Here is a 12,060-nt window from a genome sequence, read left to right on the forward strand (position 1 = left end):
CCGAATACAAAGGATCATCATTATCAAGGCGAAACGATAGAAACCAATAGCAGTCCCATTGGGAGTGCTTATGGTGATAGTGAGCGAAATGCCGGCCGCAAGCGAATAGAAAAAGGACTGGGAATACAATGAAATCAACTGAGGAAGATAAGAAACCACAACAAGCCAAATCAGAGTCACAACAGAGATAGAGCTACTGACAATGGAAATCCAGCTGATGGCTTTGAGATGTTTAGATTTGAGCAACTTCTCGATGTCGGCTTCCCTTACTTTCACTTAACAGCAATTAGACAACGCGCTTTGTGATTGCAGAAGCTTAGCCCAGTGCAGTCCCCCGTTCCATGGAACCATTTGACGTCTGTGATCTGCGCGGTCATTCGCGCGAAAAATAACCTCGCAAACTCCCTATCGTGTTTACCCAAGATGAAGCCATCAGTATTCCAGACGTCATCTCGATACATTTTGTCCTTGGTCAACATGGTTTCCGGATTCAGCATCTATGCTTTATTGAATCGCCACAAAGCATATCCGCAGGGGCGTAAACGGATTTTCTGGGCTGATACGAGCTAGCCAGCCGGGTGCGATGATCGGCCCCAGGAGGCAAAAGAATGCCGCGAGACAATCATGCTCAGCCCCGCCGAGGGGATGGCACGGTCATCGCCATTCGTGGCGGCGTGGTGGATGTCCGGTTCAGCGACCCGGTACCCCAGATTCGTGAACTCCTATACGTCGACACGATTGCCCTGGAGGTCTCGTCACTCCGGGAGGAGGGCGTCGCTCGCTGCATGGCACTGGCGCCGGTAAAAGGTCTCGGGCTGGGCATGGCGGTGCGGGCAACCGGTGCGCCGATCCGGGTGCCGGTCGGTGATGCCGTGCTGGGGCGTATGCTGAATGTCTTTGGTGCGCCGATCGACCGGAAACCCGCGCCGGTGAGTGAGGATCTGCGCTCCATTCATCATGCGCCGCCGCTGCTGGAAGAGCGCGTGGTTCGCAGCAGCATACTGGAAACCGGTATCAAGGCCATCGACCTGTTGTCGCCGCTGGAGCGGGGCGGCAAGACCGGTCTGTTTGGCGGCGCCGGCGTCGGCAAAACCGTGCTGATCACCGAGCTGATCAACAACACCGTGCATCACCACAAGGGCGTCAGCCTGTTCTGCGGCATCGGCGAGCGCTCCCGGGAGGCCGAGGAACTCTACCGGGAAATGGGGGAGGCCGGTGTTCGCGACAAGACGGTCATGCTGTTCGGCCAGATGAACGAAGCGCCCGGCGTACGCTTCCTGATTGGCAAAACCGCGCTGACCATGGCGGAGTTTTTCCGGGACGACCAGCACCAGGATGTGCTGTTGCTGATCGACAACATTTTCCGCTTCGTGCAGGCGGGCGCGGAAGTATCCGGACTTATGGGGCGCATGCCCTCCCGGGTGGGCTATCAGCCAACATTGGCCACCGAGCTGGCGGAACTGGAAGAGCGCATTGCCTCCACCCGCAAAGCGGCGATTACCTCGGTCCAGGCGGTTTATGTGCCCGCCGACGATTTTACCGACCCGGCCGCCGCGCACATCTTCTCCCACCTGTCCGGGGCGGTGGTGCTGTCCCGAAAACGAGCCAGCGAGGGCCTGTACCCGGCGATCGATCCGCTGGCGTCGTCGTCGGTGATGCTGACCCCGTCGGTGGTCGGGCAACGGCATTACGACATCGCCCGGGCGGTTCGACGGACGCTGGCGGAATATGAAGAGCTGAGGGACATCATTGCCATGCTGGGCATCGAGGAGTTGTCCGCCGCCGATCGCCTGACCGTCGCCCGCGCCCGCCGGCTGGAACGGTTTCTGACCCAGCCCTTCTTTACCACCGGCTCGTTTACCGGCACCGCCGGCAAACGGGTGGCGATTGCCGACACCCTCGATGGCTGCGACGCCATCCTCAATCAGACCCATTTTGATCGGGACGAAGGCGACTACTACATGATCGGCGGCCTGGCGGATCTGGAGGCGGTGACATGACGATGGCGACGGAAATGACGGTGTCTGTGCGGTTGCCGACGCAAACCCTCTATCAGGGCACGGCGAGCCGGCTTTATGCAGTGGCGGAAAACGGCGCGTTCGGGATGTTGCCGAACCACATAGATTTCGTCACCGCGCTGGTGCCCTCGGTGTTCATTGTCATTGCCACCGGCGGCGAGGAACTGATCTTCGGCATTGACGAGGGCATCCTGGTCAAGAAGGGGCATCAGGTCGATGTTGCGGTTCGGCGGGGTGTCCGGGGCGAGGATCTTGCGTCGATCAAAGATACGGTCTACAGAAACTTTATTGCCGTGGATGAAGATGAACGTGTGGCCCGATCGGCCCTTTCCCGTCTGGAGGCGGGGATAGTCCGCCGGTTTGCCGATTTACAGAAGCCCCAGCCATGACCGGCCGGCGTTATACCCCTGAAGAGGATATTGGCCGGCAGGCCCGGCGCCTCAAGCGCGCCCGGGATAACCCCGGAATGAGCCCGCTTCGGGGGTTGGGAGCCTTCGGCATGATTGGCTGGTCGGTGGCGGTGCCCACGGTGGGCGGCGCCTTCCTGGGCATGTGGCTGGACCGCACACTGCCACAGGCGTTTCCATGGACCATCGCCCTGATCCTGGGGGGCGTGGTGTTGGGCGGATTCATTGCCTGGGCCTGGGTCAGCAGGGAAGGTCAGGACGACAGCGACGACGGGGATAGCAACGATGATCACAGTTGACTGGGTGGCGTTGTACACCGGTTTCTGGATCGGAATGGTGGCCAGCACCGTGTTCTTCGCCGGTCTCGCCGTGAGCGTGCGCTGGGCGCTTCGCACCGGCCGCCCCGGCCTCATTCTGCTGCCCAGTGCTGCGGCCAGGATTGCCCTGCTGCTCGGCGTGGGCTGGTGGGTTACCGGGGCAGGCGGCGACGGATGGGCGTTCGTCGGCTATGTCGCGGCCTTTTTCCTGGTGCGGCTCATCGCCACGGGGATTGCCCGGTTGCCCCAGTCGAAGGAGGACCGATGCAACTGACGCCGGATGAAGTCATCGTATTTACAATTGGGGGCATCGGTTTCAGCGAAACCATTGTCTACACCTGGGTGGTCATGGCGATCCTGACCGGGACCTCGGTCCTCATTACCCGAAACCTGCGGCCTGATGTGCCGCCCAGTCGCTGGCGGACGGCGCTGGAGGTGATCGTAACGGGCATCCAGCGCCAGATCGAGGACATCTCCCGGCAGGCCTCCCGGCACGTTCTGTATTTTTCCGGAACCCTGTTCCTGTTTATCGCCACTTCGAACCTGCTGCTGGTGATCCCTGGTTTCTCGCCACCGACCGCTTCGCTATCGACGACGGCTGCCCTGGCCCTGTCGGTGTTGATTGCCGTGCCCCTGTTCGGTATCTCGAGGCAGGGCTTGGGTGGCTATCTGAAGATCTACATTCGGCCCTCGCCAATTATGCTGCCGTTCAACCTCATCAGTGAGTTCTCACGGGGTGTTTCCCTGTCCATACGCCTCTATGGAAATGTCATGAGCGGTGCGGTGATCGCGGGGATTCTGCTGGGTCTGGCGCCGTTCTTCTTTCCAGTGGTCATGGACGTGCTGGGGCTGCTGACGGGCCTGATCCAGGCATACATTTTTGCGGTCCTGGCGACCGTGTATATCTCGCTGGCGACGACCCGACCGGGCGAGCCGGTGAAAAAGGAGCGCGACTGATGACAGATCTTGTTTGGATTGCCGTTGTTTCCATTTTCACGGCGGGGCTGACCGTGTCTTTCGGTGCCCTGGGCCCCGCGCTTGGGGAGGGCAGGGCGGCCGCGGCCGCGCTGAACGCGATTGCCCAGCAGCCGGATTCGGCCTCGGCGCTGTCGCGGACTCTGTTTGTCTCCCTCGCGATGATTGAATCGACCGCCATTTACTGTTTCGTCGTTGCCATGATCGTGCTGTTCGCCAACCCCTTCTGGGACACGATCCTGCAGGCAACCACGGCGGCCGCGGGCTAAACCATGTCGATTGACTGGATTACGGTCATTGCCCAGATTGCCAATTTTCTGGTTCTGGTCTGGTTGCTCAAACGATTTCTCTACAAGCCGATTCTCAATGGCATCGACGCTCGTGAAGCCGAGATTGCTGAACGAATGGGCGAGGCGGAGCGGGCCAGGGCGAAGGCGGCAGCGGCCGAGGCGGACTTTGTTGCCCGCAAACAGGAACTGCTGGCGGAGGACGCGGCCATCGTTGACGCCGCCCATGAGGAGGCAGAGCGCCAGCGTGACGCCCTGCTGGCGGAAGCGCACCAGAAGCTTGAGCATGAACAGAAGGACTGGCAGAGGCACCTGCAACGGGAGCAGCAGAAATTCACCGCAGAGCTGTATCGGGCCGGGGCAGATACCCTGTATCAGCTGGTACGCAAGGCGCTTCGCGATCTGGCGGACGAACAGCTCGAAGAACGCATTGCCCTGCATGTGACCGCCAAACTCGAGCCCATGGCGCCGGACTTGCTCGTCGCCGCCGGCACCGCGGAGGAAGCCATTGTCAGCACCCACATTCCGCTGTCGGAGGGCGCCCGGGCCACCCTGAATCGGGAGTTGGCGGCGCTGATTCCCGACGTTCCGCTCCGTTTTCTGGTGGACGAAGACCAGGCTCCCGGCCTGGTGCTCCGTATCGGCAGTGCCCAGGTGGCCTGGACCGTGGACAGCTACACCGAGGAACTGATCGGGCTGTTAACCGAACGGCTGGCCACAGGCGCCTTGGGTCGGGGGGGCGAGTGATGACGGATGAACCGCTCCAGCCAGGCGTAAAATCGCTGATCGATTCGTTGCTGGACAGCCCTGCGCCGTCTCCGGTGCTGGCGGAAGTTGGCAAAGTGACCGAGGTGGGCGACGGTATTGCGCTGGTGTCGGGGCTGGACCGGGCCCTTGCCGATGAGTTGCTGGTATTTGCCTCCGGCGTCCGGGGCATGGTGCTGGACCTTGAGCCACATCGGCTCGGCGTCGTGTTACTGGGACCGGCGGACCAGATCGCCGCCGGTGAGGATGTCTGGCGCACCCACAAGGTTATCAGTGTGCCGGTGGGACCGGGGCTGATGGGGCGGGTGGTGGATGCCACCGGGCAACCCAGGGATGGCAGGAACCGGATTGAGGCGGTGGCTGATCGGCCTATTGAGGTCGCGGCGCCAGGGATTCTCTGTCGCTCGCCCATCACCCGGCCCCTGGCCACCGGCATCAAGGCCATTGATGCGGCGGTACCTGTAGGGCTGGGGCAGCGTGAACTGATCATTGGTGACCGGCAGACGGGCAAGACGTCGATTGCGCTGGACACCATCCTCAACCAGGCCAGCTCGGAGATACTCTGTATTTACTGCGCCGTAGGCCAACGGGGCGATTCCGTGGCTCGCGTGATCGAGACACTCCGGGGTAGCGGACAGCTGTCCCGGACCATCGTTGTCGCCGCGGGGGATGAGGATACCCCGGGTCTGTCGTTCGTTGCGCCTTATTCCGCCATGACCATGGCCGAGTACTTTGCCGACCAGGGCTGCGACGTGCTCGTGGTGTTCGATGATCTCACCCACCATGCCCAATCCTACCGGGAGCTGTCGCTGCTGTTGCGCCGGCCCCCCGGCCGGGAGGCGTTCCCGGGCGATATTTTCTACGTTCATGCTCGGTTGCTGGAGCGCGCCGGACAGTTTTCGCCGGAGGCCGGGGGTGGTTCGATCACCGCGCTGCCGGTGGTGGAAACCCAGGCCGAGAACCTGTCGGCGTACATTCCCACCAACCTGATCTCCATCACCGACGGCCAGATTTACCTGTCGCCCAGGCTGGTCCGGAAGAACCAGTTTCCAGCCGTGGATCTGGGCGTGTCGGTCTCCAGGGTTGGCAGCAAGGCGCAGTACCGGGCGTTTCGGGACGTGGCCGGCAATCTGCGGGTGACCCTGTCCCAGTTCGAGGAACTGGAGGATTTCGCCCGCTTCGGTACCCGGCTCGATGACACGACCAGGGCGCGGCTGGTGCGCGGGGCGGCTGTGCGGGCGGCGCTTCGCCAGCCCGAGCACGCTCCGGTGCCGGCGGTGGTGCAGCTGGTGATTCTGGTTGCGGCCATGGAGGGAGTGTTCGATGACTTACCGGAAGCACGGGTGCTGGCTGCCATGGATCAGCTCCGGGCGGCGGCGACCGACGAACTCCCGGGGCTGGCAAAACAGATAGGCCAGAATCAGCCCCTGAGCGAGTCTGATCTCAGCGCAATGCTGGCACTGGCGGGTAAGGTCCTGGGGAACGAGGGTGGCGGCGATGGCACAGACGTTTGAAGCCCTGTCTCACCACGACGATACCCTGACCGGTATCCGGAGCATTGTGCACACCATGAAAACCCTCTCGGCCATCAACGCGGTGCCCTATGAGCGTGCTGCGACATCCATTGAGGCCTACCACAATACGATACTGAGCGGCTTGCAGGCTTTGTTGGCGGGGACCGGACCAATTGCGCTGCCCTCGGTGGAGCCAGAGGAAAAGGTGCTGGTGGTGTTCGGGTCTGATCACGGCCTGTGTGGAAGCTATAACGAAACCGTGGCCCAGGCGGTTGTGACGGCGCCGGAGCTTCTCGCCGCGGAGCATCCTGGTTTGCGCATCCTGTGTGTGGGGGCACAGATGAACGATGCCCTGACCGGTCTGGGGATTACCTCGGAGGCCGTCCTCCTTCCGCCGGCCTCGGCCGCCGGCATCGGTCGACTGGCCAGCGATATCGTGACCCGGCTGGACACGATCGGACGTGGCGATCCCCATAACCGGCTGGTGGCCACACTGGCCTTCATGCAGCGTGCCGATCACGGCCAGCAGCGGCCAGCGGTAACCCGTCTGCTGCCGCTGGCACCGTCGCTGGTTGCGGAACTCGCTGAACGCCCGTGGGTATCCCGGTCGCTGCCCATCCACAGTCTGTCATCCGATCAGGTGTTCGCCGCTCTTTTACGCAGTCATATCTTTGCCAGTGTGTTTCGGGCCTCTGCAGAGGCCATCGTGACTGAAAACGCGGCACGACTGGCGCGAATGCAGCAGGCAGAACGATCCGTGGATGACCAGCTGGAGCAGGTCAAAGGGCAGATGCGGTCCGTTCGCCAGGAAGAAATCACCACCGAGTTGCTGGACGTCATCATCGGTTTTGAAGCCTTGCAGGGCAGGGAACGACGGTCATGAACCCGGGGGTGCTCGATTCATTGGGGTCGTGGGTGTTGATGTCCGGCTCGGTGAAGGTTTTAATATGCTTTAAAGGTATTTGTATATACCATTTAGAAATTACGGTGGGCATTAACAATGGCTAGGATTTTCATGATCACTGCGATCGGCTGGCTGCTGGCGTCGACGGCCCTGGCCCAGGATTCAGCAGAGGACACGGTGGCATCGACTCCGGTGCTGCGCCAGACGCTGGAGGAAAGAATTCAGCTCGATGGGGTGATCGAGGCCGTGCAGAAAAGCACCGTGTCCGCGCAGACCAGCGGGACGGTTGAGGCGCTGCCCTTCGACGTCGACGATTCGGTGACGGCCGGTGACCTGATCGTCCAGCTGGAGGACAGCGAACAACAGGCGCGCCTGCGTCAGGCCCAGGCGGCGCTGGATGAGGCCCGGGCCGGGGCAGAAGATGCACAGCAGACCTTCAATCGCATCTCCGCCATCCGGGAACGGGGGCTGGTATCGCGTCAGGAATTTGATCAGGCCCGGAATAACCTGGCGGCCGCCCGGGCGCGGGTTGAGCGGGCCCAGGCGGGTGTTTCCGAGGCGGAAGAACAACTGGGTTACACCCGCATCGTTGCCCCCTATGGCGGCATTCTCACCGAGCGCCATGTGGAAATCGGTGAATCGGTGAATCCCGGTCAGCCGTTGCTGAGCGGGCTTTCCCTGGAGCAGCTGCGGGTTGTGGTGGATCTGCCTCAGAAATACGCCGACCTGGCCCGTTCCCGGCGTCAGGCGACCGTCACCCTGGCGGATGGCCGGGTGTTGGCGACCCGCGAAATGACCTTCTACCCCTATGCCGATCCGGCCACTCATACCTTCCGGTTGCGGATGCGGCTGAATGAGCCCGATGGCTCACTGTTTCCGGGCATGCTCGTGAAGGTTGGTGTCCCGGTGGGCACCCGGGAGTCCCTGTGGGTGCCGACCAGCAGCCTGATCCAGCGCAGCGAGCTCAGGGCTGTGTTCATTCTCGATGACGAGGACCGCCCCCGTTTGCGTCAGGTGCGGACGGGTGTCCGCGACGGCGATCGTCTGGAAATCCTCGCCGGCGTGGATGAGGGCGAGCGCGTGGTGGTGAACCCGGCGGCACTAGTGGGCAGTGATCGCCTGAGTCGGCCCGAGTCAGCGCAAGCCGGCGGGGAGGAAAGCCGGTGAGCGATGAACTGCCGAAGGTCGGGCCTTCCGGAGCCATTGCCCGGGTTTTTCAGGATAACAAGCTGACACCCCTGCTGGCGGCGATGGCCATCGTGCTCGGTGTGCTTGCGGTGATCGTGACGCCGAAGGAAGAGGAGCCCCAGATTGACGTCACCATGGCCGATATCATGGTGGGTTTTCCCGGCGCCAGCGCCCGGGAGGTCGAAAGCGCCATTGCCACGCCCGCCGAACAGGTGATGAGCGAGATCCAGGGCGTTGAGCATGTCTACTCCGTCGCGCGCCAGGGGCAGGCGGTTATCACCGTTGAGTTTGACGTGGGCGTGGTCCGGCAGGAGGCCCTGGTGCGCCTGTACAACCAGGTGTATTCCAACCAGGACTGGTTGCCGGCGAATCTGGGGACGACGCAGCCGGTGGTCAAGCCCAAGGGCATTGACGATGTGCCGGTGATGACCCTGACCCTGTATGACCCGGCCAACGGTCACACCGGCGAGGAGCTCACCCGGCTGGCCCACATGCTGGAAGTGGCCCTGAAGCGGGTGCCGGGCACCCGCGACATCTACACCGTGGGCGGCGTTCCCGACCGGGTCGATGTCCGGTTTGACCCGGCCTTGCTCGCCGGTTTCGGGCTCACCGTCGGCGATATCCAGAACGCCCTGCAAACGGCCAACACCAGCAGCCAGGAATCCCGTGTTACCCGCAATAACCTGTCGATACCGGTGCAGGTTGGCACCCTGCTGGCGTCGGTGGAGGACATCCGACGATTGGTGGTCGGGATGCACAACGGCGCGGCCGTGCACCTGGAGGACGTGGCCGAGGTTCGCCGGGGCGGCACCGTGGTGGATCAGAGTGTGATGACCGGCTTTGGCCCCGGAACCCAGTCCGGTACAGACGGAAAACCCGGTGAGGTCTTCCCGGCGGTGACCCTCGCGGTGGCCAAGAAGCCCGGTGAGAACGCAATCGACATCACCACGGCCATCCAGGAACGCCTGGACATGCTCCGGAACCGGGCCCTGCCGGCGAACGTGGAGGTCCTGGTCACCCGGGACTATGGCGATACCGCTTCCCAGAAGGCTCGCAAGCTGATTACGGACCTGGTCTCGGCCACGCTGGCGGTGATGATTCTGGTGTTGGCCGCCATGGGTTGGCGGCAGGCGTTGATCGTGGGTATTGCGGTCCTGATTACCCTGCTGCTGACGCTGGTGTTCTCCTGGGCCTGGGGCTTCACCCTCAACCGGGTATCGCTGTTCGCGCTGATCTTTTCCATCGGCATCCTTGTGGATGACGGCATTGTGATCACCGAGAATATAAACCGACGAATCCAGAACTCCCGCCGCGCGGTGAAGGACATTATTCCGGTAGCGGTGGACGAAGTCGGCACCCCCACCATCATGGCCAGCCTCACCATCATGGCGGCCCTGATCCCGATGGCCTTTGTCAGTGGCCTGATGGGACCCTACATGAGCCCGATTCCGATCAATGCCTCCGCTGGTATGGTGATTTCCCAGATCGTGGCCTTTGTGGTCGCGCCCTGGCTGGCGTTCCGGTTGCTGCGGCACAAGCAGGGGCAGGCGGCCAGGGAGGCGGCCGAAGCCTCCAGTTCCGCCGATGGCGTGAGCCCGGTGTCCCTGAAAATTTTCCGCACCCTGCTGTCGCCGTTCCTGGGCGAACATTCCTGGCGGCGACGGTCGCTGGCCCTGGGTGTCGTGCTGCTGACCGGAGCGGCGGCCTCGCTGCCGGTATTCCAGGTGGTGATCCTGAAGATGCTGCCCTTCGACAATAAATCCGAATTGCAGATCGTCGTGGATATGCCCGAGCGTACGCCCATGGAGAAAACCCAGCAGGTCCTGCTGGAAATGGGGCATTACCTGGAGACGGTGGACGAGGTGGCCAACTGGCAGACCTATGCCGGGACCGCATCCCCGATCAACTTCAACGGACTGGTGCGCCAGTACTACCTGCGCAGCGAACCCTACCATGGGGATCTCCAGGTGAACCTGGTAGCCGAGGAGAGCCGGGAGCGGCAATCCCACGCCATTGCCCAGTCTCTGCGGGAACCCCTGACCGACATCGGCGAGCGCCACGGCGCCAAGGTGAAGATTGTCGAAGTGCCGCCCGGCCCGCCGGTGCTCTCACCGGTTGTGGCGGAAATCTATGCCGTGGATAACGAGCGACGTGCCGAACTGGCAACCCGGGTGGCCGAAGGCATGACCGGGGTGCAGGGACTCGTGGATATCGACACCACCCTCGAAGCCCCGATCCGGCAGTGGGAGGTGGTGATTGACCGGCCGCGCGCGGCGCGTCTCGGGGTGTCCCAGGCCCAGGTGGTCGGCGCGCTGCAGACGGCGCTGGGTGGCCGGGGTGTCAGCTTCCTGCACGACGATCACGCCAAGTACCCGGTGCCGATCCGGATCATCCTGGGTGAGGGCGACAAGGCCCAGCCCTCCGCGCTGTTGTCGGTGAAGGTCCGCAGCCGCGGTGGCGAGCTGGTGCCGCTGGCGAGTATTGCCGAGGTCCGCGAAGCGGACTGGATGGGGGCGATCTATCACAAGGACCTGCTGCCGGTGACCTATGTCACGGCTGACATGGCGGGGGAAATCGATTCGCCGCTGTATGGCATGTTCGCCATGGTGGACCGTCTGAAACAGGAACCGGGTGCTCCGGAGCAGTATTTCATCAGCCAGCCACCCTTGCCGGAGAAGGGCGCCCTGAAATGGGACGGTGAATGGCAGATCACCTACGAGACCTTCCGGGACATGGGCGCGGCCTACAGTGTCGGGGTGTTCATGATCTTCGTGCTGCTGGTGGCGCAGTTCCGTTCCTACGTGTTGCCCCTGGTGGTCATGGCGCCCATCCCCCTGACCCTGATCGGTATCCTGCCCGGGCACGGACTGCTGGGCCGGGAATTTACCGCCACCAGTATGATCGGCATGATCGCCCTGGCGGGAATCATTGTGCGCAACTCCATTTTGCTGGTGGTGTTCATCCGGCAGTTGCTGGAGGAGGGCATCGAACTGGACGAGGCCGTGGTGCTGGCCGGAGCCGTACGAATCAAGCCCATCGCCCTGACCGCGATCTCGGCCATGGTCGGAGCCTACTTCATCCTGAACGACCCGATTTTCAATGGCCTGGCGATTTCGCTGGTCTTCGGTTTGGCGATGTCGACCCTGCTGACGGTCGTGGTGGTACCGCTACTGTACTACACGCTGGCACGCTGCAACTGGCTGTAACCAAAGGTGTTTCGTCGGAGGCCCGGGCTAGCGGGTGGGCCAGTAGCGCTGCATTTCCACGAACAGGAACGAGGCGCTCCAGGTGATCAGTACCAGGCCGGTCAGTGCTTCGATGCCGGTGAGGTATCGAAGGTGGCCCAAAGCTTCAATGTCGCCGTATCCGAGGGTGGTGAACGTCGTGAACGAGAAGTAGGCGCAATCCAGCAGGCTGCCGCTGAAATTGCCAACCAGCTCGCCCCAGCCCTCACCGTGGTGCAGCCCGTAGTAGGCTGCGGCGAAAATCCAGACCTGGACCGTGTGCGCCACGAGGATGCCGAAAACAGCAACAATCATGCGGAAGTGGTGGCTTTGCCGCATGCTGGAGAGCAGCCCACTCAGGCGAATCAGCGATTCGTGGTGGATGAGAACGACGGCCGCCACAATCAGGGCGTTGATGACGGTAACGTTGATCAGGACGACATGCTCGTTCATGGCCAACT

General features: G+C 62.5%; 12 protein-coding genes. 11 read left to right on the forward strand and 1 reads right to left on the reverse strand.

The window, feature by feature from the left end:
- Positions 1 to 608: 608 nt before the first annotated feature.
- The 11 genes from atpD (at position 609) to K0B93_RS13780 (ending at position 11,581) form a co-directional block, all read left to right on the forward strand.
- Positions 609 to 2,000 (forward strand): F0F1 ATP synthase subunit beta, encoded by a 1,392-nt coding sequence (atpD, locus tag K0B93_RS13730; protein ID WP_219867738.1) that lies wholly within the window; start codon positions 609 to 611, stop codon positions 1,998 to 2,000.
- Entirely contained in the window at positions 1,997 to 2,407 is a 411-nt protein-coding gene (locus tag K0B93_RS13735; RefSeq protein WP_219867739.1) for an ATPase, read from the forward strand. Before atpD ends, K0B93_RS13735 begins: the two co-directional genes overlap by 4 nt.
- The gene (locus K0B93_RS13740) at positions 2,404 to 2,724 is read left to right on the forward strand and encodes an AtpZ/AtpI family protein (RefSeq protein WP_219867740.1); all 321 of its coding nucleotides are present in this window, start codon (positions 2,404 to 2,406) and stop codon (positions 2,722 to 2,724) included. The genes K0B93_RS13735 and K0B93_RS13740 overlap by 4 nt, the downstream gene beginning before the upstream one ends.
- Positions 2,711 to 3,016, forward strand: a complete 306-nt coding sequence (locus K0B93_RS13745) for an ATP synthase subunit I (RefSeq protein ID WP_219867741.1) — start codon at positions 2,711 to 2,713, stop codon at positions 3,014 to 3,016. The genes K0B93_RS13740 and K0B93_RS13745 overlap by 14 nt, the downstream gene beginning before the upstream one ends.
- Positions 3,007 to 3,699: a F0F1 ATP synthase subunit A gene (locus tag K0B93_RS13750; RefSeq protein WP_219867742.1), complete on the forward strand. Its 693-nt coding sequence runs from the start codon at positions 3,007 to 3,009 to the stop codon at positions 3,697 to 3,699. The genes K0B93_RS13745 and K0B93_RS13750 overlap by 10 nt, the downstream gene beginning before the upstream one ends.
- A complete protein-coding gene (locus K0B93_RS13755; RefSeq protein WP_219867743.1) occupies positions 3,699 to 3,986 on the forward strand; it encodes a F0F1 ATP synthase subunit C in 288 nt (95 codons plus the stop codon). Before K0B93_RS13750 ends, K0B93_RS13755 begins: the two co-directional genes overlap by 1 nt.
- A gap of 3 nt (positions 3,987 to 3,989) precedes the next feature.
- Entirely contained in the window at positions 3,990 to 4,751 is a 762-nt protein-coding gene (locus tag K0B93_RS13760) for a F0F1 ATP synthase subunit B (protein ID WP_219867744.1), read from the forward strand.
- Complete coding sequence (locus K0B93_RS13765) at positions 4,751 to 6,283, forward strand: F0F1 ATP synthase subunit alpha (RefSeq protein ID WP_219867745.1); 1,533 nt, start codon at positions 4,751 to 4,753, stop codon at positions 6,281 to 6,283. Before K0B93_RS13760 ends, K0B93_RS13765 begins: the two co-directional genes overlap by 1 nt.
- A complete protein-coding gene (locus K0B93_RS13770) occupies positions 6,267 to 7,166 on the forward strand; it encodes a F0F1 ATP synthase subunit gamma (RefSeq protein WP_219867746.1) in 900 nt (299 codons plus the stop codon). The genes K0B93_RS13765 and K0B93_RS13770 overlap by 17 nt, the downstream gene beginning before the upstream one ends.
- A 132-nt stretch (positions 7,167 to 7,298) precedes the next feature.
- Entirely contained in the window at positions 7,299 to 8,354 is a 1,056-nt protein-coding gene (locus K0B93_RS13775; protein ID WP_228743376.1) for an efflux RND transporter periplasmic adaptor subunit, read from the forward strand.
- Positions 8,351 to 11,581 (forward strand): efflux RND transporter permease subunit, encoded by a 3,231-nt coding sequence (locus K0B93_RS13780; RefSeq protein ID WP_219867748.1) that lies wholly within the window; start codon positions 8,351 to 8,353, stop codon positions 11,579 to 11,581. The genes K0B93_RS13775 and K0B93_RS13780 overlap by 4 nt, the downstream gene beginning before the upstream one ends.
- 27 nt (positions 11,582 to 11,608) lie before the next feature.
- Here K0B93_RS13780 and K0B93_RS13785 read toward each other — a convergent pair whose 3' ends face one another.
- Positions 11,609 to 12,052, reverse strand: coding sequence for a potassium channel family protein (locus K0B93_RS13785; protein ID WP_219868135.1), 444 nt, complete (start codon positions 12,050 to 12,052; stop codon positions 11,609 to 11,611).
- Positions 12,053 to 12,060: the final 8 nt, after the last annotated feature.

The organism is Marinobacter sp. F4218 (assembly GCF_019443085.1).
Taxonomy (GTDB): Bacteria; Pseudomonadota; Gammaproteobacteria; order Pseudomonadales; family Oleiphilaceae; genus Marinobacter; species Marinobacter albus.

Coding starts and splice junctions, on each gene's coding strand:
- atpD (WP_219867738.1), top strand. CDS start 609: ATGCCGCGAGACAATCATGCTCAGCCCCGCCGAGGGGATGGCACGGTC.
- K0B93_RS13735 (WP_219867739.1), top strand. CDS start 1,997: ATGACGATGGCGACGGAAATGACGGTGTCTGTGCGGTTGCCGACGCAA.
- K0B93_RS13740 (WP_219867740.1), top strand. CDS start 2,404: ATGACCGGCCGGCGTTATACCCCTGAAGAGGATATTGGCCGGCAGGCC.
- K0B93_RS13745 (WP_219867741.1), top strand. CDS start 2,711: ATGATCACAGTTGACTGGGTGGCGTTGTACACCGGTTTCTGGATCGGA.
- K0B93_RS13750 (WP_219867742.1), top strand. CDS start 3,007: ATGCAACTGACGCCGGATGAAGTCATCGTATTTACAATTGGGGGCATC.
- K0B93_RS13755 (WP_219867743.1), top strand. CDS start 3,699: ATGACAGATCTTGTTTGGATTGCCGTTGTTTCCATTTTCACGGCGGGG.
- K0B93_RS13760 (WP_219867744.1), top strand. CDS start 3,990: ATGTCGATTGACTGGATTACGGTCATTGCCCAGATTGCCAATTTTCTG.
- K0B93_RS13765 (WP_219867745.1), top strand. CDS start 4,751: ATGACGGATGAACCGCTCCAGCCAGGCGTAAAATCGCTGATCGATTCG.
- K0B93_RS13770 (WP_219867746.1), top strand. CDS start 6,267: ATGGCACAGACGTTTGAAGCCCTGTCTCACCACGACGATACCCTGACC.
- K0B93_RS13775 (WP_228743376.1), top strand. CDS start 7,299: ATGATCACTGCGATCGGCTGGCTGCTGGCGTCGACGGCCCTGGCCCAG.
- K0B93_RS13785 (WP_219868135.1), bottom strand. CDS start 12,052: ATGAACGAGCATGTCGTCCTGATCAACGTTACCGTCATCAACGCCCTG.